22 protein-coding genes are annotated in these 25,874 nt (G+C 70.2%); 8 read left to right on the forward strand and 14 right to left on the reverse strand.

The window, feature by feature from the left end; translation table 11 throughout:
* Positions 1-11: 11 nt before the first annotated feature.
* The 3 genes from OG219_RS32915 to OG219_RS32925 all read right to left on the reverse strand — a co-directional run bounded on the left by OG219_RS32915 (position 12) and on the right by OG219_RS32925 (position 3,816).
* Entirely contained in the window at positions 12-1,850 is a 1,839-nt protein-coding gene (locus tag OG219_RS32915; RefSeq protein WP_266832666.1) for a glycoside hydrolase family 18 chitinase, read from the reverse strand.
* Positions 1,851-1,954: 104 nt separating this feature from the next.
* Complete coding sequence (locus tag OG219_RS32920) at positions 1,955-2,596, reverse strand: response regulator transcription factor (protein ID WP_266832668.1); 642 nt, start codon at positions 2,594-2,596, stop codon at positions 1,955-1,957.
* Complete coding sequence (locus OG219_RS32925; RefSeq protein ID WP_266832670.1) at positions 2,593-3,816, reverse strand: sensor histidine kinase; 1,224 nt, start codon at positions 3,814-3,816, stop codon at positions 2,593-2,595. The genes OG219_RS32920 and OG219_RS32925 overlap by 4 nt, the downstream gene beginning before the upstream one ends.
* A 152-nt stretch (positions 3,817-3,968) precedes the next feature.
* On the opposite strand from OG219_RS32925, the gene OG219_RS32930 reads away from it, so the two are divergent.
* Positions 3,969-4,583 (forward strand): hypothetical protein, encoded by a 615-nt coding sequence (locus tag OG219_RS32930; protein WP_266832672.1) that lies wholly within the window; start codon positions 3,969-3,971, stop codon positions 4,581-4,583.
* On the opposite strand, the gene OG219_RS32935 is transcribed toward OG219_RS32930, so the two are convergent.
* Entirely contained in the window at positions 4,500-5,072 is a 573-nt protein-coding gene (locus OG219_RS32935) for a cob(I)yrinic acid a,c-diamide adenosyltransferase (protein ID WP_266832674.1), read from the reverse strand. The two genes, OG219_RS32930 and OG219_RS32935, sit on opposite strands and share 84 nt — an antisense overlap.
* A gap of 289 nt (positions 5,073-5,361) precedes the next feature.
* Here OG219_RS32935 and OG219_RS32940 point away from each other — a divergent pair, with 289 nt between their 5' ends.
* The 3 genes from OG219_RS32940 (at position 5,362) to OG219_RS32950 (ending at position 9,493) form a co-directional block, all read left to right on the forward strand.
* Positions 5,362-6,210 (forward strand): 3-hydroxyacyl-CoA dehydrogenase family protein, encoded by an 849-nt coding sequence (locus OG219_RS32940; RefSeq protein ID WP_266832676.1) that lies wholly within the window; start codon positions 5,362-5,364, stop codon positions 6,208-6,210.
* A 176-nt stretch (positions 6,211-6,386) separates the two neighbouring features.
* Positions 6,387-6,710, forward strand: a complete 324-nt coding sequence (locus OG219_RS32945; RefSeq protein WP_261707178.1) for an STAS domain-containing protein — start codon at positions 6,387-6,389, stop codon at positions 6,708-6,710.
* A gap of 269 nt (positions 6,711-6,979) precedes the next feature.
* On the forward strand, positions 6,980-9,493 hold the full coding sequence (locus OG219_RS32950; protein ID WP_266832678.1) for an ATP-binding protein: 2,514 nt from the start codon (positions 6,980-6,982) through the stop codon (positions 9,491-9,493).
* Positions 9,494-9,567: 74 nt separating this feature from the next.
* On the opposite strand, the gene nucS is transcribed toward OG219_RS32950, so the two are convergent.
* A complete protein-coding gene (gene nucS, locus OG219_RS32955; RefSeq protein WP_266832680.1) occupies positions 9,568-10,239 on the reverse strand; it encodes an endonuclease NucS in 672 nt (223 codons plus the stop codon).
* A 243-nt stretch (positions 10,240-10,482) separates the two neighbouring features.
* On the opposite strand from nucS, the gene OG219_RS32960 reads away from it, so the two are divergent.
* The gene (locus OG219_RS32960) at positions 10,483-10,875 is read left to right on the forward strand and encodes an SCO5389 family protein (RefSeq protein ID WP_266454190.1); all 393 of its coding nucleotides are present in this window, start codon (positions 10,483-10,485) and stop codon (positions 10,873-10,875) included.
* 105 nt (positions 10,876-10,980) lie between these two features.
* Here OG219_RS32960 and OG219_RS32965 read toward each other — a convergent pair whose 3' ends face one another.
* Positions 10,981-12,009: an LLM class flavin-dependent oxidoreductase gene (locus OG219_RS32965; protein ID WP_266832683.1), complete on the reverse strand. Its 1,029-nt coding sequence runs from the start codon at positions 12,007-12,009 to the stop codon at positions 10,981-10,983.
* Between the two features lie 220 nt (positions 12,010-12,229).
* On the opposite strand from OG219_RS32965, the gene OG219_RS32970 reads away from it, so the two are divergent.
* Complete coding sequence (locus OG219_RS32970; protein WP_266832685.1) at positions 12,230-12,562, forward strand: ATP/GTP-binding protein; 333 nt, start codon at positions 12,230-12,232, stop codon at positions 12,560-12,562.
* Between the two features lie 32 nt (positions 12,563-12,594).
* On the opposite strand, the gene OG219_RS32975 is transcribed toward OG219_RS32970, so the two are convergent.
* The 3 genes from OG219_RS32975 to OG219_RS32985 all read right to left on the reverse strand — a co-directional run bounded on the left by OG219_RS32975 (position 12,595) and on the right by OG219_RS32985 (position 15,752).
* A complete protein-coding gene (locus OG219_RS32975; protein WP_266832687.1) occupies positions 12,595-13,434 on the reverse strand; it encodes an ABC transporter permease subunit in 840 nt (279 codons plus the stop codon).
* Positions 13,431-14,663, reverse strand: coding sequence for an ATP-binding cassette domain-containing protein (locus OG219_RS32980; protein ID WP_266832689.1), 1,233 nt, complete (start codon positions 14,661-14,663; stop codon positions 13,431-13,433). The genes OG219_RS32975 and OG219_RS32980 overlap by 4 nt, the downstream gene beginning before the upstream one ends.
* Before the next feature lie 198 nt (positions 14,664-14,861).
* Positions 14,862-15,752 (reverse strand): hypothetical protein, encoded by an 891-nt coding sequence (locus OG219_RS32985; RefSeq protein ID WP_266832691.1) that lies wholly within the window; start codon positions 15,750-15,752, stop codon positions 14,862-14,864.
* 171 nt (positions 15,753-15,923) lie between these two features.
* Between OG219_RS32985 and OG219_RS32990 the strand changes: the two genes are divergently transcribed.
* A complete protein-coding gene (locus OG219_RS32990) occupies positions 15,924-16,961 on the forward strand; it encodes a hypothetical protein (RefSeq protein ID WP_266832693.1) in 1,038 nt (345 codons plus the stop codon).
* On the opposite strand, the gene OG219_RS32995 is transcribed toward OG219_RS32990, so the two are convergent.
* The 5 genes from OG219_RS32995 to mce all read right to left on the reverse strand — a co-directional run bounded on the left by OG219_RS32995 (position 16,942) and on the right by mce (position 24,518).
* Complete coding sequence (locus OG219_RS32995) at positions 16,942-17,712, reverse strand: ABC transporter permease (RefSeq protein WP_266832695.1); 771 nt, start codon at positions 17,710-17,712, stop codon at positions 16,942-16,944. The genes OG219_RS32990 and OG219_RS32995 overlap by 20 nt on opposite strands.
* 3 nt (positions 17,713-17,715) lie before the next feature.
* A complete protein-coding gene (locus tag OG219_RS33000) occupies positions 17,716-18,702 on the reverse strand; it encodes an ABC transporter ATP-binding protein (protein ID WP_266832697.1) in 987 nt (328 codons plus the stop codon).
* Between the two features lie 169 nt (positions 18,703-18,871).
* Positions 18,872-19,804, reverse strand: coding sequence for a cellulose-binding protein (locus tag OG219_RS33005; protein WP_266832699.1), 933 nt, complete (start codon positions 19,802-19,804; stop codon positions 18,872-18,874).
* Between the two features lie 183 nt (positions 19,805-19,987).
* A complete protein-coding gene (gene scy, locus OG219_RS33010) occupies positions 19,988-23,836 on the reverse strand; it encodes a polarized growth protein Scy (protein ID WP_266832701.1) in 3,849 nt (1,282 codons plus the stop codon).
* A 241-nt stretch (positions 23,837-24,077) separates the two neighbouring features.
* Entirely contained in the window at positions 24,078-24,518 is a 441-nt protein-coding gene (mce, locus tag OG219_RS33015; protein WP_266454169.1) for a methylmalonyl-CoA epimerase, read from the reverse strand.
* A gap of 147 nt (positions 24,519-24,665) precedes the next feature.
* Between mce and OG219_RS33020 the strand changes: the two genes are divergently transcribed.
* The gene (locus OG219_RS33020) at positions 24,666-25,868 is read left to right on the forward strand and encodes an acetyl-CoA C-acetyltransferase (protein WP_266832703.1); all 1,203 of its coding nucleotides are present in this window, start codon (positions 24,666-24,668) and stop codon (positions 25,866-25,868) included.
* Positions 25,869-25,874 lie beyond the last annotated feature (6 nt).

A 25,874-nucleotide genomic window follows, 5' to 3' on the forward strand; every position in this document is an offset into this window, starting at 1 on the left:
TCTTAACTTTCTTAGCCGAGACCGTTCTTGATGGCGGTCACGAGTTCACCGTTCGTGGTGTCACCGCTGAACTCCCAGAAGAACGCGCCGCCCAGGCCCTGGGCGTTGGCCCAGGCCATCTTCGTGCCGATGGTGGCCGGGGTGTCGTAGCTCCACCAGTTGTTGCCGCAGTACGCGTACGCCGTGCCTGCGATGGTGCCGGTGGACGGGCAGGACGTCTTGAGGACCTTGTAGTCCTCGATGCCAGCCTCATACGTGCCGGGTGCCGCGCCGGTCGCCGTGCCGCCAGGGGTTGCCTGGGTGACGCCGGTCCAGCCGCGGCCGTAGAAGCCGATGCCGAGCAGCAGCTTGTTGGAGGGCACGCCCTTCGACTTGAGCTTGGCGATCGCGTCGGCCGAGTTGAAGCCGGCCGTCGGGATGCCGGTGTACGAGGTCAGCGGGGAGTGCGGGGCCGTCGGGCCTGCGGGGGTGAAGGCGCCGAAGTAGTCGTACGTCATCACGTTGTACCAGTTGAGGTACTGGGCGGCGCCGCCGTAGTCGGCCGCGTCGATCTTGCCGCCGGAGGAGCCGTCGGCGGTGATGGCCGCGGTCACCAGGTAGTTGCTGCCGAACTCCGTGCGCAGCGCCGAGGTCAGCGTCTTGAAGGAGCTGAAGCCGGAGGTGTCACAGGTCAGGCCGCAGGCGTTGGGGTACTCCCAGTCGATGTCGATGCCGTCGAAGACATCGGCCCAGCGCGGGTCCTCGACCAGGGCCTTGCAGGACTGGGCGAAGGCGGTGGGGTTGGCCGCGGCCTGGGCGAAGCCGCCCGAGTAGGTCCAGCCGCCGAACGACCAGAGCACCTTGATGTTCGGGTACTTGGCCTTCAGCTGGCGCAGCTGGTTGAAGTTGCCGCGCAGCGCCTGGTCCCAGGTGTCGGCCACGCCGCTGACGGCCTGGTCGGCGGTGTATGCCTTGTCGATGGCGGCGTAGGAGTCGTCCATCTTGCACTGCCCGTTCGTGACGTTCCCGAACGAGTAGTTGATGTGCGTGATCTTCGACGCGGAACCGGAGGTGTCCAGGTTCTTGACGTGGTAATTGCGGCCGTAGACGCCCCACTCGGTGAAGTACCCGAGGTTGATCTTGCCGCCGGTCGGCGGGGTCGTGGTGCCGCCGGTGGTGGTCACGGAGACCGCGCCGCTCACCGGACCGGTCTGGTCGGCGGTGTCACGGGCCTTGACCGTGTACGAGTAGGTGGTGCCGGCGGTCAGGCCGGTGTTCGAGTACGAGGTGCCCGTGACCGTCGCGATCGTGGCGCCGTCGCGCAGGACGTCGTAGTTCTTGATGCCCTTGTCGTCGGTGGCCGCGGCCCAGGACAGGTTCACCGAGGTGTTGGTGATGGCGGACGCGGTCGGGGTGCCGGGCGCGGAGGGCAGCGCGTCACCCGGGACCGGTGTGGTGCCGCCGTCACAGGAGCCGCCGTTGAGGAGGCAGTTGGAGGGGGCGCCGGTGCCGGCTCCGTTGAAGCCGAAGGAGACGGAGGCGCCGGCTGCGAGGGTGCCGTTCCAGGACTTGTTCTTGGCGGTCCAGTGGGTGCCGGAGGACGTGACGTCCGCGTCCCAGGCCGAGGTCACGGAGGTACCCGAGGGGAAGTCCCACTCGACCGTCCATGAACTGATGCTCGTGGTCCCGGTGTTCTTGACCGTCCACTTGCCTTCGAAGCCGGTGCCCCAGTCCTGGGTCTTGGCGTACGTGGCGGTGGCGCTGGTGGCTGCCTGCGCGGGGCTCGCGAGCCCGACCATGGCGGCGAACGGGAGCAGCAGGGTGGTGAGTCCTGCCACGGCTCTCTGTCTGGCTCGGTGTCTGAAGCGCATCCGCGGTCCTCCGGGGGATTTGATGAGATGCGCAGGACGATAGAAAGGTCTGGACCATAGGTCAATAGGTCCAGACCACTGAGCGGGTTGCTTGCTGTTACTTGTTACACGCCCAACTCCTGCGCCAGCACCGCCGCTTGCACCCGGCTGCGCAGCTCCAGCTTCGCCAGGAGGCGGCTGACGTGGGTCTTCACGGTCGCCTCCGCCATGTCGAGGCGGGTCGCGATCTCCGCGTTGGACATCCCCTCGCCGAGGCAGGAGAGCACCTCGCGTTCGCGCCGGGTGAGGGCTTCGAGGACCGCCGGGCCGGGCCCTGTATCCCGTACGGGCCGCGCGGCGAACTCGGCGATCAGCCGACGGGTGACCGCGGGCGCGATCAGCCCCTCGCCGCCTGCCACCGTGCGGACGGCTTCCAGGAGTTGGCGCGCCTCGGTGTTCTTCAGCAGGAACCCGGAGGCGCCCGCGCGCAGCGCCCCGAAGACGTACTCGTCGAGGTCGAAGGTGGTGAGGACGAGCACGTCGGCGAGTTGCTCGGCGACGACCTGGCGGGTGGCGGAGACTCCGTCGAGCCGGGGCATCTGGACGTCCATCAGGACCAGATCCGGCCGGAGTTGACGGGCGAGAGCTACCGCCTGTTCGCCGTCCGCGGCCTCGCCGACCACCTCGATGTCCGGCGCGCTGCGCAGGATGAGGACGAGTCCGGCGCGTACGGCGGACTGGTCCTCGGCGACGAGCACGCGGATCATTCGGTTCCTCCGTGGGTTCCCTGGGTTCCAGGGGTTCTGTGGGTTCTGTGGGTGATCGGCAGGGTGGCGCGCACGGTCCAGACCTTGACGAGGCCCGCGCCCTCGGGGCCCGCCTCGAAGGTCCCGTCCAGCAGGGCGACCCGTTCCTCCATCCCGACCAGACCGGCCCCGGAGCCGGGTGCGCGCGGCCCGTCCCGGTCGCCGTACGGGCTGGTCACCCGCACGGTGAGGGAGCCGTCGAGCTGGGCGAGGGTGACGGTGACAAGGCCGGGGGAGGCGTGCTTGAGGGCGTTGGTCAGGGACTCCTGGACGATGCGGTAGGCGGCCAGCTCGACCGGGGCGGGGAGCCGGGCCTCGTGGCCGGCGTCGAGTGTGACGTCGAGCCCGTTGGTACGGGCGCTCACCACCAGGGCCTCCAGGCCGTCGAGGGTGGGTGCCGCGGTGGGCTCCCGGTCGCCGCTCTCGTCACGCAGGATCCCGATCAGCCGGCGCATCTCGGCGAGCCCCTCGACGCTGTTCTCGCGGATGACGGCGAGGGCGTCCTTCGAGGTCTTCGGGTCGTCGAGCGAGAGCGCGGCTGTGGAGTGGATGGCGATCGCGGACAGGTGGTTGGCGACCATGTCGTGCAACTCCCGTGCCATGCGCGCCCGTTCGGCGGTGACCGCCTGGCTGCGGTCGATCTCCGCGAGCAGGGCGGTCTGTTCGGCCCGCAGGCGTTCCGCGGCGGCCGTGTCGCGGTGGTTGCGGACGATCCAGCCGGTGGCCGCGGGCGTCAGCGCCACCAGGCCCACGCCCACCCCGATCAGCAGAGCCTCCGGAACGCGCAGGACCGCGACGGGTACGACCGTGCCGGCCACGGTGATCAGCCCGGTGATCCAGAGGATGCGCCGGGCGGAGGCCGCGTGGCCGTACAGCACCGCCGCGTACATGAGGTCGGTGAACATCAGGACGGTGGCCAGGCTGCCGCGCGTGAAGAGATCGGCGGTCACCGCGGCCGTGCCGATCAGCAGGGCCGTACGCGGCATGGCCCGGCGCAGCAGCTCGCAGCCCGCCGTCACGACGAGCGGCACCAGCAGCGCGCGGCTGTCCGGCCACAGGACGATCGGCTCGTCCGCCGGCCGGACGCCGAGGCCGACGGCGTACAGAAGGAGCCCGCCGAGCAGGCCGCCGAGCGCGATCCGCACGTCGTCTCGATGGGGGCGGGGGAGTCGTACGGCCATGACTCCATCCAACACGGCGTACGTGCTCGGCGCCTGATGCCGGGGGACGGTCCGCTGCTACATCGAAGGATGCAGTGCCACTTCGTCACTGGCGACGACGATCCGGGCCCGCGCGGCCGGGAGCCTGGAAGGGTGACCGAGAGGAGCGAACCGTGATCGTCGCACTGATCATCGCCTGTGAAGTCGGCTTCTGGGTGCTGCTGGCCGCGGGCCTGGCCGTCCGCTACCTGCTGAAACGGCGCCGTACGAGCGTGGTGCTGCTGCTCTGCGAGCCCGTGCTCGAACTGGTCCTCTTCGTCGTGACGGCGATCGACCTGAGGAACGGCGCCGAGCCGAGCTGGGAGCACGGCCTGGCGGCGCTGTACATCGGCTTCACGGTGGCGTACGGCCACTACACGATCCGCTGGCTCGACGGCCACGCCGCCCACCGCCTGGCCGGGGCCCCGCGCCCGCCGAAGCCCCCGCGCTACGGGATGGCGCGGGCCCGGCACGAGGGACGCCTGTGGCTCCGTACGGTCCTGATGGCGGCGGTCGCGTGCACGCTGCTGCAGGCCGCGATCTGGTACGTCGGCGACGGCGACACCTCGTCGCTGCGGTCCTTCCAGTGGATCTCGCTCAGGACCGCCGGCATCCACGGGATCATCGCGCTGACGTATGTCGTCTGGCCGAAGAAGCGGCCGGAGTCAGCGCTCCCCGCCCGGGACCCAGAGCACGTCCCCGATGTCGTTGTTCGCCGTCCGGGCAAGGATGAACAGCAGGTCCGATAGCCGGTTGAGGTAGGTCGCGGTGAGGGGGTTCATCTCCTCGCCGTGCACCTCTAGGGCGGCCCAGGTGGAGCGCTCCGCGCGGCGTACGACGGTGCAGGCCTGGTGGAGCAGCGCCGCCCCCGGGGTTCCGCCCGGCAGGATGAAGGAGCGGAGCTTCTCCAGCCGCTCGTTGAAGCGGTCGCAGTCCGCCTCCAGTTTGTCGATGTAGAACTGCTCGACTCGCAGGGGCGGGAACTTCGGGTCCTCGACCACGGGCGTCGACAGGTCCGCGCCCACGTCGAACAGGTCGTTCTGCACGCGGGTGAGGACCGTGCCGACCTCCTCGTCGAGCCCGCCGAGCGCGAGCGCCGTCCCGATCACCGCGTTCGCCTCGTTGGCGTCCGCGTATGCGGAGATCCGCAGGTCGGTCTTGGCGACCCGGCTCATGTCGCCGAGGGCGGTGGTGCCCTGGTCGCCGGTCCTGGTGTAGATGCGCGTCAGATTGACCATGTGCCCAGCGTAGTTACGCCCCGGCTTTCCGGCGGACACGTGTGCCGACTGTCACGGCGGGCGCAATCCGGACGAAGCGGCACGCGAAGTACTCGGGCTCCCCGACGACATGACGGACCTACCGTGTCGGAAGGTACTCAACTGCGCGCCGGAGGACGCTGGGTGAGCCATCCGGTGTGATGTCCGTCTGTTGAGACGTGACGCGCATTACTAAGCGGTCACACAGGCCCTCACGAGCGCTAGGGTCCGCCGGAGAGGCAACTTGAACAGCGTGTTAAGGGGAGTCGGAGTGGCACGGAAGCTCGCCGTCATCGGAGCCGGACTCATGGGGTCCGGAATCGCCCAGGTCTCCGCGCAGGCGGGCTGGGACGTCGTCCTGCGCGATGTCACCGACGAGGCGCTGAAGCGTGGCATCGACGGCATCAGGACCTCGTACGACAAGTTCGTGAGCAAGGGCAAGCTGGAAGCTGCGGACGCCGACGCGGCGCTGGCACGCATCACGGCCACCACCGATCTGGACGCCGCCGCCGACGCCGACATCGTCGTCGAGGCCGTCTTCGAGAAGCTGGAGGTCAAGCACGAGATCTTCCGGACGCTCGACGGCATCGTCCGCGACGACACCGTGCTCGCCTCCAACACCTCCGCGATCCCGATCACGAAGATCGCGGCGGCCACCGCGCACCCGGAGCGGGTCGTCGGCGTCCACTTCTTCTCGCCGGTGCCGATGATGCAGCTCGTCGAGCTGGTCCGCGGCTACAAGACGAGTGACGAAACCCTCGCCACCGCAAGGGAGTTCGCCGAGTCCGTCGGCAAGACCTGCATCGTCGTCAACCGTGACGTGGCCGGCTTCGTGACGACCCGTCTCATTTCGGCGCTCGTCGTCGAGGCGACGAAGCTCTACGAGTCGGGCGTGGCCAGCGCCGAGGACATCGACCTCGCCTGCAAGCTGGGCTTCGGCCACGCCATGGGACCCCTGGCCACCGCCGACCTCACGGGCGTCGACATCCTGCTGCACGCCACGAGCAACATCTACACCGAGACCCAGGACGAGAAGTTCGCGCCGCCCGAGCTGATGCGCCGGATGGTTGACGCCGGTGACATCGGGCGCAAGAGCGGGCAGGGCTTCTACAAGCACTGAAGATCAAGTACCACCCGTCTGCGTACACCACTGAAACCGCACGTGCCTCTGGGGCATCACCCCTTGAGGTGAATTCGGTATCGGTTCGCTTACAAGCAGCAACCACACTGCCCCTCGGGCAGTCAGACGGGGCACAGACAGACGCGGAGTACGAGAAGCACTCTCGGGGAGCGCATATGTACATCAGGGGCGACCACGCCGAGCTGGTCGTCGGGGGCCGCCTCGACGTACGCAGCGCGGCGGACGCCCGCACGGTCCTGCACTCGGCCGTCGACGACGGAGCCGGCGACCTGGTGCTCGACCTGTCCGAGCTGGACTCCTGGGACGCCACCGGACTCGGTGTCATCATGGGGGCCCACCGACGCGCCGGGCGGTGCGGCCGACGGCTTGTGCTGCGCGGTGTACCGCCTCAGATGCAGCGCCTCCTGGTGGCCACCCGGCTGCACCGGATCCTCGCGATCGAGGGCGGCATCGGCGTGGAGTCACTGCCCCGGGTCTGACCGCGCAAGGGTCTGACCGGGGCGAGTGGCAGGGCAAGGGGGAGGAGCGCGCAACGGCGTACGAAACGCCCCACGCGCACAATCCTCACGAAGCTGTGACGTCTCGGGCGGCGCGGTACCCCGGCTGTTCGTAGATACTGTGCGAAGGTTTAGGGTTCGGCTGCCCGCCGACTGAAACCCTGGAGCGGGCACCGGACCAGAAGCGACAGCGCGGTGTGCGGCAAGGCCGGGAGGGGCTCGGCACACGACGCTTTTGGGGGGCTTGGAACATGGACCCGAACAACCGGGGATCCGAAGAGTACGGCCATGACGACGACGGCCAGGCGCCTCGCTCGCGCCCGCCGCGCGACCCGCTCACGACCGACTTCGGGCAGCACACACCGGCGCTCGCCCGCACGGTCCAGCTCGTCTCGGGCGACTTCCTGCTCACGGTCAACCCCGTCGACGGCAGCGAGATCGAGGCCTGCCCGCCGGGGGAGCGGCCACCACGGCCGACGAAGTACGGCGCGGCGGAACGCACCGAGCTGAGCCGCGCCGCCCAGCCGCCCGTCCCGCCCGGCCCGGCGCAGCCACGGCTGCCGCTCCTGGAGCGCCAGGAGGAGCGCGAGCGGCTCGTACGCCTCCTCGCACGCGGGCGCTCGGTACGGCTCACCGGACCCGCCGGCTCGGGCCGCACCAGCCTGCTCGACGCCGTCGCCGACGACTGCGCGGACCTCGCGCCCGACGGTGTCGTACGCCTCTCCGGGTACCGGCGTACGGCGAACGACCTGCTGCACGAGCTCCTCGCCGCCGTCTACGAAGCGCCCCTTTACCGGCCGGAACGGGACGAACTGCTCCGGCTCGTCAACGAGATCGGCGCGGTCGTCGTCCTCGACGACGTGGAGTTCGGCGGCGCGGCGCTCGACGAGCTGCTCGACGCCACCCCCGAGTGTGCTTTCGTGATCGCCGCGACGCCCGACGTCCCCGCGCCGACCACCGACTCCCTCCTTGAAGAGGTGTTCCTCGGCGGCCTCGACCGCAGCGGCGGCCTCGAACTCCTGGAACGGGCCGTCGGACGCGTCCTGACGGAGGAGGAGTCGAACTGGGCGGGCGACCTCTGGTTCGAGTCCGAAGGCCTCCCGCTGCGCTTCATGCAGGCCGGGGCGCTGCTCCGGCAGCGCGACCAGCTGCGCGCCGACCCGAACGCCTTCGACGAGTTCGGGTACTACGAGGACGCTCCGGTGGACGCGCCCTTCGCGGCCGGCGACGAACACGACGTACCGCTGCCCTCGCTCGCCGAGGGCGCCGCGCCCGCCTCGCTGCTCGCGTCCCGGCTCAGTGGGTCGGCGCGCGCCACCCTGCGGTTCGCGATCGCACTGGGCGGCGAGGTGCCGCACCAGGCGCATCTGCCCGCGCTCGTCGGCGACACCCACGCGGACGCCGCACTCGCCGAACTGGCGGGCTGCGCGCTGGTCTCCCCGGTCGGCTCCCGCTACCGGCTCGCGGCCGGTGTGCAGGCCCAGCTGGAGGCCGCCGGATACGCGGACGGAGCCGAGGAGCGGTCGTTCGCCGCCGCCCGGCACTACACCTGGTGGGCCGGACATCCCTCGGTGACCCCGGAGCGGGTCTGCGCCGAGGCCGACGCCCTGCTCGCCGCGCTCACCGTCCTGGTCCCGCTCACCACGCCACCGCTCGACGAGCAGGAGGAGACCGCCGCCGTACAACTGGCCCGTACGGCCGCGCCCGCGTTCGCGGCAGGGATGCACTGGAGCGCCTGGGAGCGTGCGCTGCGTGCTGGCGCCGAGGCCTCCCGGCTCTCCGGCGAGGTGGGCGAACAGGCCTACTTCCACCACGAGTTGGGCATCCTCGCGCTCTGCGGCGGCCAGCTGGACCGGGCCCGCTCCGAGCTGGAGGCCTCCATCGGGCTGCGTGGCGCCCTCGCCGACAAGCGCGGCTCGACCGCGGGGCGGCGCGCTCTCGCACTGGTCTCCGACCGCTCCGGAACCCTCGTGGCAGGCGCCAGCACGGCGGGCGGCGAGGAGGTGTCCGAATCCCGGTACGAGGAGTCGGCGTCGCCTCCGGGTGGCGTACCGGCCGCCGCCTTCCTGGCCGAACAGTCCGGCGATCCCTCGACGTTGGTCACCCACCGCGCCGAGTCCGGCCCCGGCGCGCATCGCGCCGGCATCGCCAGCCGTCTGGTGAGCGGCACCAAGCGCAACCTGGTGGCCGCGGGCGCGGGCGCGCTCCTCGTCGCCGTGCTCGGCACCGTGGTGACGCTCGGCGCGACCTCGGACGGCAGCAACGACCCGCCGTCCGAGAAGGTCGGCGTCAACCCGTCGGCCAGTCAGGGCACCGACGACGACAGCCTGGGCGCGGACAAGGCGAAGAAGGGCGACGGCGACTCCGGCACCGGAGCGGTGAGTACGCCGACGGATCCGGGTCCTGACGGGACGTACGGGACTTCGGACGATCCGACGCCTACGGAGACGGCGCGGCCTTCGGACGATCCGAGCGGGACGAAGGGCACCAGCGGCCCGTCTACGTCGCCGTCCAAGTCGCCTACGAAGTCGCCGTCGAGCAAGCCGCCGTCCAGTGACGCGCCGTCGAGCGAGGCGCCGTCGAGTGAGCCGCCGTCGAGTGAGCCGCCGACCTCGGCGTCGCCTTCGGTTTCGCCGAGCACTTCGACGGAGCCGAGCACTACGGACTCCGCCAGCGGCACCACCTCCAGCGCCCCGGAGAGCAGCCTCACCAGCGCCCCGGAGGGCAGCAGCGAGGCCGGATCGCCCAGTGGCGCAGTGATCTGAGCCCCAGGGCTACGCAAGCAAAGAGGGCCGGGTCCGTCATCGGACCCGGCCCTCCTACGTTGCCTGCCTCGCGGTCAGAACAGCCGCAGCTTGTCGTCCTCGATGCCGCGCAGCGCGTTGTAGTCCAGGACCGTGCAGCCGATGCCGCGGTCGGTGGCGAGGACGCGGGCCTGCGGCTTGATCTCCTGGGCGGCGAAGATGCCGCGGACCGGCGCGAGGTGCGGGTCGCGGTTCAACAGCTCCAGATAGCGCGTGAGTTGCTCCACGCCGTCGATCTCACCGCGCCGCTTGATCTCGATGGCGACGGTCTGGCCCTCGCCGTCCCGGCACAGGATGTCGACGGGCCCGATGGCCGTCATGTACTCACGGCGGATCAGCGAGTAGCCGTCGCCGAGCGTTTCGATGCGGTCCGCGAGGAGTTCCTGAAGGTGTGCTTCCACGCCGTCCTTGATCAGGCCCGGGTCCACACCGAGTTCGTGCGAGGAATCGTGGAGGATCTCCTCCATCGTGATGATGAGCTTCTCGCCCGCCTTGTTGATGACGGTCCAGACGCCCTCCTCGTCCCCGGAACCCTCCTTCAGGGTGCAGGGCGGCGACATCCAGTTGAGGGGCTTGTAGGCCCGGTCGTCCGCGTGGATCGAGACGCTGCCGTCCGCCTTCACGAGGATGAGGCGAGGGGCGGACGGGAGATGGGCGGTGAGCCGGCCCGCGTAGTCGACGGAGCAACGGGCAATGACGAGACGCATGGTCCGCAACGCTACTCGACGGGCAGTGGTCCACGCGATTCGCCCTGGAAGACGCCTGTTCGGCAGTGGCTGATTGTGTGCCTAGTGGGAGTTCGCTATGTGCCCATTCTCCTGGTGCCGTCACCGTCCGTTGCTTACCGTATAAACAGGAGGTCGCGATGCGTGTACTCAGCGTGTTCGATATCGCGAACTCCCTTCCCTGTCCGGCAACCCCCGAGGTCTGGGGGTGCGAGAGGAGAACTCATGTCGCTCGACGTCTCACCGGCCCTACTCGAACAGGCCGAGCGAGGCGAGGTCGATGAAGCTGAATTCGTCGACTGCGTCCGGACCTCCCTGCCCTACGCATGGGAGATGATCAGTTCGCTGGTGGCCCAGCTGAAGGTGGACGGCGGCAACTTCGCCGACAACCAGACGCCCCCGCCGGACGAGCAGGCACGTGGCCAGCTGCTGCGTGCGCTCGCGAGTGACGCGATACGCGGTGCGCTGCAGCGGCACTTCGGAGTGCGACTGGCCTTCCAGAACTGCCACCGGGTGGCGGTGTTCCCGCTGGACACCTCAGTGGACGACACACTGGCACGCTTCACCTCGGTCCGCAGTCAGCTGCTGAACCAGTCCCCGGAGTTCCGGGACTGCTGAGGCGGTGACGCCGCACTGCTTGCCGCTCCGTACGCGGGAGGTGTTTTGTACTGGGGCGGCAAGCTCCCCGCGGAACCGGCCCGTTGGCACCCGGGCCCGGGCCGGTCACCGGAGCTGGGGGAGCACCTCGGTGCCAAGGCGTCGTACGTTCTCCTCGGTGGCCGCCAGATCCCCCGAGCCCTCCACGAGCAGAGCGAAGCGTGAGATGCCGGTGCGTTCCGAGGTCGCCGCGAGCCGGTCGGCGCACAGCTGCGGAGTCCCCACCGGGTGCAGCCCGCAGAGCAGTTCGGTGTACGCCAGCGGGTCCCGCATCGTGCGGGCGCGGCCGTCGATCGTCACATGGGCGTCAAGTCCCTGCTTCAGCCAGCCCGGCATCGCCTTGAGGAGCGACTCCACGGCGTCGGTGCGGCGGTCCGCGATCTGGCAGACCCCCGCCGACACATGGGCCGCCGCGAAGATCTCGTCCGCGGGGCGCCCCGCCACACGCGCGTACTGCCGCCACAGGGCTACCATTTCGGCCTTCTCTTCGTCCCCCACATGCATCCCGAGGAGCATCGGCAGTCCGCGCTCGGCCGCGAGCCGCACACTCGCCGGTGAGGTACAGGCGACGACCACCTCGGGGCCCGGCGCACAGCTCAGCGCCTCCGACGGCCTGGGCACCACGGCGACTTCACGGAAGCCGAACCGCTCTCCGGTACCGGCGACGGACGGTTCGCGCAGCCAGCGCATCAGCAGATCGAGGGATTCCGGGAACCCCTCCTCGTACGCCCCGAGACCCGAGCCGAAGACCTCCAGGTCGACCCAGGGGCCGCCACGCCCCACGCCCAGCGAGAACCGTCCGCCGGACGTCACGTGCAGCAGCGCCGCCTGTTCGCCGAGCGCCACGGGGTGCACGGTGGGCAGCACGCTCACCGCGGTGCCGACCCGGATCCGTCGCGTACGGCCGAGCAGCAGGGCCGCCAGGGTGACCGCCGACGGGCAGGTGCCGTACGGAACGAAGTGGTGCTCGGCCAGCCAGACCGAGTCGAGTCCGGCTTCCTCGGCGACCTCGGCCGACCGCACCGCACGGTGCAGGGCCTCCCCCTGGCCCTGGCCCGGGAACTGGGCGGCCAGTACAAAACTTCCAACGTGCATTGCACTTCCTGCTTCCTTGGCCCCGTCTCGGAGCTCCCCCACCGGCATAACCGCCCGACACGTGCCGAGGACACGGCCTCTCGGAGGGATTTGCGGATTGTCTGCAAAATGAGCCGATGGGAGGGCGGTCTGTGGGGGTTGGTGGAGTACGCGTACCCCTGTGTGTGCCGCGTAGGCTGGTTACGGCCCCTGCTCCCTGTATAGCTCCGTGAGGTGTCCTGTGTCCCCGCGTCGCAACCGTCCGAAGGACGCCGGCTCGTCCGGCCCGAGCGCGTCCTCGGAGGACGGCGGCCGCTACGGCGGCTTTCAGTCCACGGAGAACTGGCAGGGAGAGGAGTGGAGCGTGCGCCATGTGGCGGGCGCGAGCTCCGAGGGCAAGACCTACCGCTGCCCCGGCTGTGACCAGATGATCCCCTCCGGCGTCCCGCACGTGGTGGCCTGGCCGGAGCACTCGGGTGTCGACGAACGCCGCCACTGGCACAAGTCCTGCTGGAACGCGAAGGACCGCCGCACCTCAAGGGTGCAGCGGTCCCGTAACGCGCCCAGGTTCTAGGCGACTTCACACATCCCGGTCGGTCGTTCCGGTCAGACGTCCCGGCGCTCGAGCAGTACGAACGCGCCGACGATCGCCGCCGCCGTCACCGCGGCGAGCAGGCCGAGCTGTGCGCCGCCCGTGCCGTTCTCGTCGTCCAGGTGGAAGATCTTGGCGAGGGAGTTGGGGGCGTTGTACTCCAGCATCTTGTTGCCGATCGTCTGCAGGCTCTCGGACATCAGCAGGAACGCGGGCATGATCGCGGGCACCAGCACGATGCCGAGCATCGCGGTGATCGCGCCCGCCGAGTGACGCAGCATCGAGCCCACCGCGAGGGCGAGGGTGCCGAGCAGCGAGACGTACAGCGCGCCCATCACCACCGTGCCGCCCCAGGAGACCTCCGAGCCGCCGCTGTGCATCCCCGAGGTGAACAGGCCGACCAGGCCGATCGCGAAGGCCGACACGGCGAACGCCACCGCGAAGAAGATGATCAGCTTCGCGGTGAGCACCCGGTGCCGCTGCGGCGAGGCGGTGAACGTCGTACGGATCATGCCCGTGCCGTACTCGGACGAGACCACGAGCACACCCAGCGTGATCAGGCAGATCTGCCCGAGGATCAGCCCGAAGAAGGCCGGGATCGTGTACGGGACGTCGCCGAAGTCCTCGTCGGTGGTCTGGACGGCGACCAGGAAGCCGATGCCGACGACCAGGACGAGGAAGACACCGAGCGTCCACATCGTCGAGCGCACCGACTTGATCTTCGTCCACTCGGAGGCGAGCGCGTGGCCCAGGTGAGTGCGCGTGACCGGGATCGGCGAGGTGTACGAAGAGCCGGGCGCCGCCTGCCAGTTGGGCGCTGCCTGCTGCTGCATCGGGGGCTGGGGCGTGCTCATCGGGCGTCCTCGGGCTTGGTCAGGTCGGGGGCGGCGGCCGGTGCCGCGGGGGCCTGGGGCGCGGCCTGGGCGTACGGGTTGGCGGCCGGGGCGCCAGGAGCCGCCGGGGTGCCCGGAGCGCCGTACGGGCCCGGTGCACCGTACGGTCCCGGCTGCGGCTGGCCCTGCGGCATCGCGAAGGGCTGCCCGCCGTGCTGGGGCGGCGGCGGTGCGTACCAGCCCGGCTGGCCCTGACCCGGCACCGGCATCTGCATCTGCGGCGGCGGCATCGCTCCCGGCGGCAGCTGCTGCTGGAGCCCCGCCTTCTGGTCGATGGTCGAGCGGTAGTCGACGGCGCCCTGCGTCATCCGCATGTACGCCTCCTCCAGCGAGGCCTGGTGTGGCGACAGCTCCCACAGGCGTACGTCGGCGGAGTGCGCGAGGTCGCTGATCTGCGGCAGCCGCAGGCCCGTCACGCGCAGCGCGCCGTCCTGCTCGGGCAGCACCTGGCCGCCCGCCTCGGTCAGCGCGGACGTCAGCTTCTCGCGCTGCTGCGGCTCCGTGTCCGGGGTGCGGACCCGGGCGAAGTCGGCCGAGTTGTGCGAGATGAAGTCCTTGATGTTCTGATCGGCGAGCAGCTGGCCGCGGCCGATCACGATCAGGTGGTCGGCGGTCAGCGCCATCTCGCTCATCAGGTGCGAGGAGACGAAGACGGTGCGGCCTTCCGCCGCGAGCGACTTCATCAGGTTGCGGACCCAGAGGATGCCCTCGGGGTCGAGGCCGTTGACCGGCTCGTCGAAGAGCAGCACCTGCGGGTCGCCGAGCAGCGCGGCCGCGATGCCGAGCCGCTGGCCCATGCCGAGCGAGAAGCCCTTGGAGCGCTTCCTGGCCACCTCCTGGAGGCCCACCACGCCCAGTACCTCGTCCACGCGGCGGGCCGGGATGCCGGACAGCTGGGCGAGGCAGAGGAGGTGGTTGCGGGCGTGCCGGCCGCCGTGCACGGCCTTGGCGTCGAGGAGCGCGCCGACCTGGCGGGGTGCGTTCGGCAGCTTGCGGTAGGGGAAGCCGCCGATCGTCACCTGCCCGGCGCTGGGGTTGTCGAGGCCGAGGATCATCCGCATCGTCGTCGACTTGCCCGAGCCGTTGGGCCCGAGGAAGCCGGTGACGGCACCCGGCCTCACCTGGAAGGAAAGGTTGTACACGGCTGTCTTGGCGCCATAGCGCTTCGTCAGGCCGACTGCCTCGATCATGCTCCGCACCCATCGAAAGGTTCTGGACGTCTCGGACGTCGGGGCACACGCCCCCGTAAGGGTTAGGAGGATATCGGTGTGCTGACGGTTCCACTCAAAAGAAAGTAAAACACTGCAGGTCAAGCCGCCCCCTTGGCAGGTACGCGTCTTGCCTGGTCAGCGTGGAAACGGAATCGCCGGGGGCCGGAAACCGATTCCTCAGCCGCGATACGGAAGCGAGTCGTCCAGCGGCGGCAGGTCGTCGTACAGCCGCAGCTCGTCCGATTCGTCGGCGTAGGGGAGGAAGTCGGTCTGCGGCAGCACCCAGCCCTCCTTGCCGAAGAGCAGCGTGCCCTGCTCGCGCAGGGAGGGGTCGGCTCCGGCGCGGCGCACCCAGGTCGCCGGGTCGGGTCCGAGCAGCTCGCGCAGTGCGGCGGAGTCGGCGAGCAGCGCGGCGAGCAGCGCGGACTGGTCGCCGCCGCCGGGGCGCGGCTCACCGGTCGCGGGGTCGGCGAGCACGCCGTGCGCGCTGAAGTAGATGTACGCGGCGCCGAGCCGCTCGCCGGAGGGCATCGTCATCCCGAAGGCGTCGCCGGGGAGTATCGCCCGCCGGTAGTCCGGGAACTCGGTGTCGTCGACCGCCTTCAGCTGCGTGGAGTCCAGCCAGGTGACGACGAGCGTCGTCTCCGCGTCCGGGTCGACGTACGGCGTCCCGGCCACGTACCCCGCGGGGCTGATGTGCCCCGAGCAGCCGACGCCGATGCCGCGCACCCGTACCGGCACCATCGGCACGGTCGCCGGGATGCCGAGCCGGGTGAGCTTGTGGGCGACCTGGCCGGGGGAGGCGTTCGAGCCGACGGCGATGACCGGGTGGCGGCGGCCGGTGCCGACCTGGCCGAGGCCGGCGAGGGCCTCGTCGAGGCGTTGCGACTCCTCGCGCTCCTCCACGTACCACTCGCCGAGCCGCAGCGGGCGTACGCCGAGATGGAGCAGCTCACCCCCGGTCAGCAGGGACGGCTCGGTGGTGGGGCGGCCCGGATAGGTGAGCGGCTGCTTGGCGGGCACGTCGTCCAGGCCCAGCGCTCGGAGGCTTCGGTCCTTCGTCGTCAAGGTGACGCCCTTCGGGGGTGGTCGCGCGGTACGGGCACAGCGTTCCACCCGAGGTCTACCCGGGACCGACCCAGGTCTTGCCCACCGGAGTGGGGTTGGCCGGAACGGACACCGGGAATCATGGCGTCCCATTGTACGAGTGGGGACGATGTCGGCTACGGGGGACGTGAGTTGAGCTTACTGAGAAGTGGTGAGCGCCGCTGGGGGCAGCCGCGGCGGGACCGGACGCATCCGCGCTTCCGTACGTCTGTTCGCTGGTGGATCGCCGCACGCACCGTCCACGCCCTGCTCCTGATGACGCTCGGCGCGCTGGCCGTGCTCTCCGTCGTCGTCGCGGCGCTGTGGACGGTCACGGAGCACTCGGGGCGGTCGATGGCGGAGCGCTTCTCCAACAAGGAGCGGCTCTTCGACCTCAGCCTCACGGTGCTGCGCGCCTGCGTCGGGACCGACAACCTCGAACCGGAACCGGACAGCACTGCCCACCAGCTGCTCGCCACACTCTCCTCGGTCACCGGCGCCATGGTGCCCGCGGTGCTCCTCGGGATCGTGCTCATCAAGCTGTTCGCGCTGCGGCCGTTCGTCTGGCGGCAGCGGGCCAGCGTCTCGCACGCCTGGACCGCGGACTTTCCCGGCTACTCGCGGGACCACGCCGACAGCGAGGACGCGATCATCGCCGTCCGCTTCTACAACCGCTTCGACAACCTCTCGGTCGTGGATCTGCGGGCCCGGGTCCATCTGCGCTATCTGGAGCGGTCGCCGCACGACGGCAGCCTGGTCATCTACAAGCAGTGGCTGAAGGTACTGGACGCGAACGGGGAGCTCGCCGAGGAGCGGTCCTGGCTCGCGGTGGAGCGCGGGGCGCCCTTCACCGTGTGGATACCGGTGCAGGCACCGGTGGCCGAGCTGCCGTTCCAGCGCATCCAGGGCAAGGATCTGTCCAGTTCGTACGGCGTGAAGCTGCTCGTGCGGCTGACGGCGCGGACCGTGGGCCTGGGTACCGAGGTCGCCGACGAGCGCTGGTTCGACCTGGCGGGCGGCGACTTCGAGCTCGGCCGCTTCGTGCCGCTCCAGCCGGACCTGGACAAGGACGTGTGGCGCTGGGAGGGGTGGACGGACTTCGACGGGGTGCTGGAGTCACTTCCGGACGCCGAAGACCCCGCGATTCCCGCTCGTCCGGACGCGGCGGACCCTACGCATCCCGCCTCTTGAGCAGCACATACCCCCCGACCACCGCCACCGCCACCCAGGCCACCATGATCGCGAGCCCGCCCCAGGGACCGTACGGAGTGTCGTCGTCGATCGGGGTCACGACCTGCATGATCTTGCTGCCGGCCTGGTCGGGGAGGTAGCGGCCGACCTTCTTGGTCGCGGAGACGGCGCCGAGGATGTTGGAGATCAGGAAGAAGAAGGGCATCAGGATGCCGAGGGAGAGCATCGGGCTGCGGAGCATCGTCGCGACGCCCATCGAGAAGACGGCGATCAGGGTCATGTAGAGGCCGCCGCCGATGACCGCGCGCAGCACGCCGGAGTCGCCGATCGACGCCTTGTGCGAGCCGAGCATCGCCTGTCCGAGGAAGAAGGCGACGAAGCTGGTGATGATGCCGACGACGAAGGCGAGGACCGTCGCCACCGCGATCTTGCTGAAGAGGAAGGTGCCGCGCTGCGGGACCGCGGAGAGCGAGGTGCGGATCATGCCGGTGCTGTACTCGTTCGAGACGACGAGCACCCCGAACACGATCATCGCGAGCTGACCGAGGCTCATGCCCGCGAAGCTGATGAACGTCGGGTCGAAGGAGAGCTGGTCCTTCGCGCTCATGTTGTCGAACTCGTTCTTGGACAGGAGCGAGATCAGGATGCCCAGGGCGATCGTGACGACCGCGGCGAGACTCAGCGTCCAGATGGTGGACGCCACGGAGCGGATCTTGGTCCACTCGGACTTGATGACCTGCGTCGCCGCCATGGTTCAGTCCCTCTTCCAGTCGCCGCCCCATTGCCCCTGCGGTGGCGGCGGGGTCTCCGGACGGGGTGGCTCCATGAGGGCGGCGTCCGTGTGCGCGTGGTACTCCACCGACTCCGCCGTCAGCTGCATGAACGCCTCCTCCAGGGAGGCCTGTTGGGGACTGAGCTCGTGCAGCACGACCTGGTGCCGCGCGGCGAGTTCCCCGAGGTGCTCCGGCGTGGAACCGTCCACCTCCAGCGTGCCGGCGCCCGTCTCGACGACGGTGATCCCGGCGCCGTGCAGCAGATCGAGGAGGCGCTCGCGCTGCGGGGTGCGGATACGGACGTACGACCGGGAGTTCTGCTGGATGAAGTCGGCCATGGAGGTGTCGGCGAGCAGCCTGCCCTGGCCGATGACGACGAGGTGGTCGGCGGTCAGCGCCATCTCGCTCATCAGGTGCGAGGAGACGAAGACCGTACGGCCCTGCGTGGCGAGCGACTTCATGAGGTTGCGGATCCAGTGGATGCCCTCGGGGTCGAGCCCGTTGACCGGCTCGTCGAACATCAGGATCCGCGGGTCGCCGAGCAGCGCGCCCGCGATGCCGAGCCGCTGGCCCATGCCGAGCGAGAACCCCTTCGCCTTCTTCTTCGCGACGGCGGTCAGCCCGACCGTGTCGAGGACCTCGTGCACCCGCGCCTTGGGGATGCCGTTGCTCTGCGCGAGGCAGAGGAGGTGGTTGAAGGCGCTGCGCCCGCCGTGCATGGCCTTGGCGTCGAGGAGGGCACCGATGTACTTCAGCGGATCCTTGAGGTGGTCGTAGTGCTGCCCGTCGATCCGCACGTCACCCGCGGTGGGCCGGTCGAGACCGAGCAGCATCCGCATCGTCGTGGACTTGCCGGCGCCGTTCGGCCCCAGGAACCCCGTCACGATGCCGGGTCTGACGGCGAAGGTCAGATTGTTGACCGCCACCTTCTCGCCGTACCGCTTGGTCAGCCCCTCGAGCTCGATCATGCGGCCACGCTAAAACGGGGGTTGCGGCGGTGCCACTTGGGCGGAAGTGTTTTTGCCCCTTGTTCACCGTGCCCCGGCTGCCGCGCCGTCCTGTCCGGGCGCCCCCGGCGCGTACGCCGACGGCCCGCACCCCCGAGGAGGGAGTGCGGGCCGTCGGCGATGCGAGGAACTACCGGGACTGCTGAGCCGGTACCCCACGCGAGACCGGCTCTTCCTCGGCCGGCGTGGCGGCGGCCACCGCGGCACCCGTGAGCGTCGCGAGCATCTCGCGGACGTTCGTGAGCTGGGCGTTGATCGAGTCGCGACGATTCGTCAGAGCCGCCAGCTCGCGCTCGGATTCCGAGCGGATGCGGTCGGCCTTGGCGTTCGCGTCGGCCACGATGTCCTCGGCCTGGCGCTGAGCCGTCTCCACCGTCTGGCGGGCGCGGCGCTCGGCGTCCGTGCGCAGCTTCTCGGCCTCCAGGCGGAGCTGCTCCGCGCGGTGCTCGATCTCCGCGAGACGCTTCTCCGCCTTGGCCTGACGGGACGCCAGGTCACGCTCGGACTGCTCGCGCCGCTTGGCGAGGTTCGTCTCGAAGTCGGCGGCGGCCTGCGCGGCCTTGGCGCGGGTCTCCTCGAAGAGAGCGTCCGCCTCCTCGCGCTTCTGCTGCGCGTCCTTCTGCGCCTCGCCGCGAAGCTGGGAAGAGTCGGCCTTGGCCTTCTCGACGATCCGGACGCCCTCGTCCTCCGCCTTGGCCTTGCGGTCCGCAGCGAACGATTCTGCGTCGTTGCGGACCTGCTGGGCCGCCGACTCGGCGAGCTCGCGGTGCTGCTCGGACGCGCGACGGGCCTCCTCGCGCAGGTCCTTCGCCTCCTCCTCGGCGAGGCGGAGGATCTTCTCGACGCGCGCGCCGAGTCCCGCGTACGACGGCTCAGCGTCGCTCACTTGGGACTGGGCGTTCTGCGTCTCGAGGTGGAGTTCCTCGATGCGCTTTTCCAGAGCAGTGATACGAGCCAGAGCGCTGTCACGGTCGGAGACGAGCTTCGAAATGCGTTCGTCCACCTGAGCGCGGTCGTACCCACGCCGCACAAGCTCGAAGCCGTAGGGGGAAGTGTCGCTCATGGGGTTCCTGTCGAATGAGACCGGTGAGGTGATAGGGGGAATCCTAGGGGTCAAAGCGGTGTGTCATCGAGCGGATACGTGTTTGATCTGGAGAATGACACTCCTTTTGGGTGGCTACCTGTCGGAGCGCTTGCCAGAGCCTGTGTCAAAGGTCCCTACAAAGCATGGAATCGGTGCTTCTGGCTAGCCCTCTGACGCCTTGCCACCCGAACGAGTCGCACCCGCGGCAGCGCCTGCCTTGACTCCACCGTCCTTGTTTCCGGACGGGGCCTCAAAGGATTCCAACGCCTCCAGGACGTCCTGGACACGGGAGATCTCCGCATTGATGTCCTCACGCCGCCGGACCAGGACTTCGAGCTCGCGCTTGCCCTCTTCGACCATGCGCCGCGCTTCCTGCTCGGCATCGGCCTTGATCTTCTGAGCCTCGGCGACGAGCGAGTTCTTCTTCTGCTCGGCCTCCTTGAGGAGCCCTTCCGCTTTTCTGACGGCGGCGATCCGCACCTTGCTCGCCTCGGAATTGGCCTCCGAGACCAGGTCCTTGGCCTTCGCCTCGGCCTTGACCAGAGACTCCTCGGCCGCCTTGATGAGCGCGTCGCACCGGTCGCCGGCCGCCCTCATCGTCTCGGCGGACTCGCGGCGGGCCCGCGCGTGCAGCTCCTCGATCTCGCTGGTGATCCGGTCGCGCAGCTCCTCCGCGCGCTCCCTTATCGCCGTCGCGTCCCGGCGCGCGCCGACCAGCAGCTCGTCGGCGTCCGTGCGGGACCGCTCCACCAGGGAGTTGCCCTCGACCGTCGCCTCGGACACCAGACGCTCCGCCTCGTTGCGGGCCGCACCCACCATGGTGTCGGCCTGCTCCTCGGCGTCCGCCGTGGTCTTCTGCGCGCTCTGCTGGGACTCCGAGAGCAGCTTGTCGGCCTCGGCGGTCGTCTCCGAGATGAGCGTGTCGACCTGCTCGGCGGCCTCGGAGCGCCGCTTGTTGGCCGCCCGGCGCGCCTCGTCCGTCGTCCGCTCCGCCTCTTCGCGCGCGGCCGACATGAGGCGCTCCGCATCCTCCGCCGCCTCCGCCTTGACCCGCTCCGCCTCGGTGCGGATCCGCTCGGCGTGCTGCTGCGCGGAACCGACCGTCGAGGCGGCCTCGGCACGCAGCCGCTCCGCGTCCCCGGTCGCGTCCGAGATCAGCTGCTCGGCCTTGGCCACGGATTCCGTCCGGACCCGCTCGGCCTCGGAGTTCGTCTCCGCCGTGAGCCGCTCCGCCTCGGACCGCGACTCGGTGATGAGCGTGTCCGCCTGCGTCGCCGCGTCCGAACGGATCCGGTTCGCGTCCTCCCGGGCCTCGCCCCGGGTACGTGAAGCGTCCTGCTCGGCGTTCGCGATGGCGTCCGACGCCTCGGTGCGTACCCGCTGGGCGTGCTCGGCGGCCTCCGAACGCAGCCGCTCGGACTCCGCGATCGCCTCCGAAACCGTGCGCTCCGCAAGGGACTTGGCGGCCTCCGACTCCTCGGACGCCTCCCGCCGGACCCGGCCCGCGTCCTCGCTCGCCCGCTCCCGCTCCGCGTACGCGTCGGCGCGCACCCGGTCGGCCTCCGCCTGCGCCTCGTTCCGCATCCGGTCCACCACATGCTCGGCGGCGGACCTGAGACCGGTGATCTCCTCCTGCGACTGCTCGTACAGCCCGGCCACAGAGTCACGGACCTGCTGCGCGGTCTGCTCGGCGTTCGAGACCATCTCGGTCGCGCGCCGGTCGGCCTCCTCGACCAGCCGTACGGCCTCGGCCTGCGCCTCATCCACCCGGTTGCGCGCGGAAGCCAGCAGCTCCTCGCTCTGCTCCCGGGCCCGCTCACGCTCCTGGTCGGCCTCCTGGCGCGCCGAACCGAGCAGCTCCTCGGCCTCGCGGCGCCGCCGCAGGGCCTCCTCCTGCGCGGCGTCCAGCGCCTCGGCACCCTCGGTCGCAAGCCGCTCGGCCGCGGCCTGCGCCTCCGCCCGTACCCGGTCCGCGCTGTCCTGCGCCTCCGACTTCAGCCGCTCGGCCTCCGCCGCGGCCTCCGAACGCAGCCGTACGGCGATGTTCTCGCCCTCGGCCCGCGACGTGGACGCGTCCGCCGCGGCCTCGTTGCGCAGCCGCTCGGCCTCCGCCTCGGCCTGCGCCCGGAGCGTACGGATCCGCTCGGCGGACTCCGAACGCAGCCGGTCCGTCTCCTCGGCGGCCTCGCGACGGATCCGCTCGGCCTCCGCACGGGCGTCCCCGAGCGCCTGCTCGGCCGAGGCGACCCGCTGCTCGGCCTCGGTGTGCAGCCGGGTCAGCTCCTCGGCGCCCTCCGCCCGACGGGCCGCTATGGCCCGCTCGGTCTCCTCACGCATCGCCTCCGCGGCCCGCTCGGCCTCCGCCTTGACGGCCTCGGACCGCTCCTCGGCCTCGGCACGGTGCCGCTCGGCCTCCGTGCGGGTCCGCTCCAGGGTCTCCTCGGCCTGTCGGCGCAGCGTCGTGGCGCGCTCGATGGCCTCGGTGCGCACCCGCTGGCTGTCGGTCGTGGCGACCGACCGCTGCTCGTCGGCGTCCGCCTTGGCCTTGGCGAGCAGCTCCTCGGCGGTCTTGGCCGCCTCCTCGATCTGCTGGACGGCCTCGCGCCGGGCCTCGCTGCGGATCCGCTCGCCCTCGGCGTTCGCGTCGCCGCGCAGCTGCTCGGCCTCGCCGCGCAGCCGGCGCGCCTCCTCCTGCAGCTCGACCGTCTTGGCGCGGTACTCCTTGGTGTCGTCCTTCGCCGTGCCCTTGAGCTGCTCGGCGATGTCGTGCGCCTCAGCACGCAGCCGGTCCGCCTCGGACTCGGCCTCGGCGCGGATCCGCTCGGCCTCCTCGACCGCCGCCTTGGTGGTCGACTTGGCTTCCTCGGACGCCTTGTTGAGTACGTCCTCAGCCGTACGCGCGGCCTTGGCGAGCTGGGACGCGGTCTCCTCGGCGGTGAGGCTCCGCGCGCTCTCCTCGGCCTCCGCGACGATCTTCTCGGCCTTGGCCTTGGCCTCCGCGACGACCTGCTCGGCGTCCGCCTTGGTGGTCTCGGCCGCCTCGTTGGCCTCGTTGACCAGCCGGGCGACCTGCTCCTTCGCCGTACGCGTGCGCTGCTCGTTCGTCGACTCGGCGGTGGCCAGGGCCTTGGCCGCGGCCTCCTTCGCCTCGGCGAGGGTCTTCTCCGCCTCGGCCCGCGCCTCGCGCAGCGCCGCATCGGCCTCGGCCGCGCGCTGCTCGGCGGTCCGGCTCAGCTCGGTGGCCTGACGGCGGGCGGAGTCCGACTCGGTCGCCGTGGAGCTGCGCAGCTGCTCGGCGTGGTCGGTGGCCTCCTGGGCCTGGTTGGAAGCCGCGTTCAGCAGCCGCTCGGCGTCCGTGCGGGCCCGGCGCAGCAGCGCCTCGGCCTCCGAGCGCGCCGACTCGGCGTCGGCGTTCAGCCGCTGGCGGGCCTCGGCGGCGACCCGCTCGGCCTCCGCGCGGGCGGCGGCAAGGGACTGGTCGGCCTCGGTGCGCGACTCCTCCAGGAGCCGCCGGGCCTGCTGCTCGGTGCGGGCGCGCAACTGCTCCGCCCACGCCACGTTCTCGTTGACATGCGACTCGACGGTCTGCCGGCGCTCGCCCAGCTCCTGGTCGAGCTGCTGGCGGCGGGTGACCGCCTCCTGGTGCAGCTCCGCCTGAAGGCGGGCGGCCTGCTCGGCGTGCTCCTGGAGGATGCGCTGCGTCTGCGCGCGGGCCTGGCTCATCTCGCGCTCGGCGTCGGCGCGCAACTGGTCGGCCTGGATCTGCGCATTACGAAGGAGCTGCTCGGCCTGGTAGCCCAGGTCCCCGCCCTCGTAGGCAGGCCGGGTCGCCAGACTGCGGCGCGCCTCGTGCAGCTTGGCGCGCAGCACCTCGACTTGATAGCCGAGGTCCTCGGCGTGCTGGACGGCCTTCTCCCGCTCGGTCTTCAGCCGCTCCATCTCGGCCTCGAACCGAGAGAGGTGGTCGACGTCAGCCGCCGGCTCTCGCTCCTGGCGTTCGTAGCCCCGCACTGCGCGGTCCCATCCGTCCCCTGGTCGCAAGTCTCTCCAAACGAGCACCGTCCATCCGCCGAACGGGGCCCCCGGGGAATGGTGTCAGATCACCGGCGGAGCACGGGCCGATGCCCCGACGCTCGTCCCGCCCGTCCCCCGAAAACCTGGACCCCGGCCCTCGAATCCCAATGAAAGGAACCCGGGCCGCCCCGAAGAGGCGGCGGCCGTGCCCAACCCTACCGGCCCATATGTACGAGGGTCAGTGCTCAGGTGACTCAACAGGCGCCGAAGTGACCAGTTCTGTCAGGACGCCATGGCAATCCTTTGGATGCAGGAACGTGATCCGGGAGCCCATCGACCCGATCCGGGGCTCGTCGTACAGCACTCGTACGCCCTTGTCCTTGATGTCCGCGGCATCGGCGTCCACGTCCGCGGTGCCGAAAGCGATGTGATGGACGCCCTCGCCGTTCTTGGCCAGCCACTTCGCGACGGTGGAGTCCTCGCGGGTGGGTTCGAGCAGCTGGAGGTAGGAGGCGCCGCCGTCGGACGTCTCGTTGATCTTGAGCATGGCCTCGCGTACGCCCTGCTCCTCATTGACCTCGGAGTGGTAGACCTCGAAGCCGTACGTGGCCCGGTAGAACTCGACGGTCTTGTCGAGGTCGAAACAGGCGATCCCAATGTGGTCGATTCGCGTCAGCATGGAGTCAGTGCAGCGCTCCTGAGTTGGTTACGCAACGTGCGCGCGATCACACTCCGGGCCGGATGACGGGTGGCCTACCGCTCAGTACATTCAAGTAAACCCTCGTTCACACTCCTCAGCTGTGCAGCTGAAAGGGGATCGCACCTCATGTCTGGAACGAACAGCACGACCTCGGTGATCGTCGCGGGCGCCCGTACGCCCATGGGACGGTTGCTGGGCTCGCTGAAGTCCTTCTCCGGAGCCGACCTCGGCGGCTTCGCGATCAAGGCCGCCCTCGACCGTGCGGGCATCGGCGGCGACCAGGTGCAGTACGTGATCATGGGCCAGGTGCTCCAGGCCGGGGCAGGGCAGATCCCGGCACGCCAGGCCGCGGTCAAGGCGGGCATCCCGATGAGCGTCCCCGCCCTCACCATCAACAAGGTCTGCCTCTCGGGCCTCGACGCCATCGCGCTCGCCGACCAGCTCATCCGTGCCGGTGAGTTCGAGATCGTCGTCGCCGGCGGCCAGGAGTCCATGACCAACGCGCCCCACCTCCTCCCGAAGTCCCGCGAGGGCTTCAAGTACGGCGCGATCGAGATGCTCGACGCCATGGCGTACGACGGCCTGACCGACGCCTTCGAGAACATCGCCATGGGCGAGTCGACGGAGAAGCACAACACCCGCCTGGGCATCGCCCGCCCCGAGCAGGACGAGATTGCGGCCCTCTCGCATCAGCGCGCGGCCGCCGCCCAGAAGAACGGCATCTTCGAGGCGGAGATCACCCCCATCGAGATCCCGCAGCGCAAGGGCGAGGCCGTCGTCTTCAGCAAGGACGAGGGCATCCGCGCCGAGACGACGGTCGAGTCGCTGGGCAAGCTGCGTCCCGCCTTCACCAAGGACGGCACGATCACGGCCGGCACGTCCTCCCAGATCTCGGACGGCGCCGCCGCCGTCGTGGTCATGAGCAAGGCGAAGGCGCTGGAGCTGGGCCTCGACTGGATCGCCGAGATCGGCGCCCACGGGAACGTGGCCGGGCCGGACAACTCGCTCCAGTCGCAGCCCTCCAACGCGATCCTGCACGCCCTCAAGAAGGAGGGCCTGGATGTCTCGGCCCTCGACCTGATCGAGATCAACGAGGCCTTCGCGGCGGTCGCCGTGCAGTCAATGAAGGACCTCGGGGTGTCCACCGACAAGGTGAACGTCAACGGCGGAGCCATCGCCCTGGGTCACCCGATCGGGATGTCCGGCGCGCGGCTGGTACTGCACCTCGCCCTCGAACTGAAGCGGCGGGGCGGTGGCGTGGGCGCCGCCGCGCTGTGCGGTGGCGGCGGACAGGGTGACGCGCTGATCGTGCGGGTACCCAAGGGCTGACGCAGG

The organism is Streptomyces sp. NBC_00038 (genome assembly GCF_026343635.1).
Taxonomy (GTDB): Bacteria; Actinomycetota; Actinomycetes; order Streptomycetales; family Streptomycetaceae; genus Streptomyces.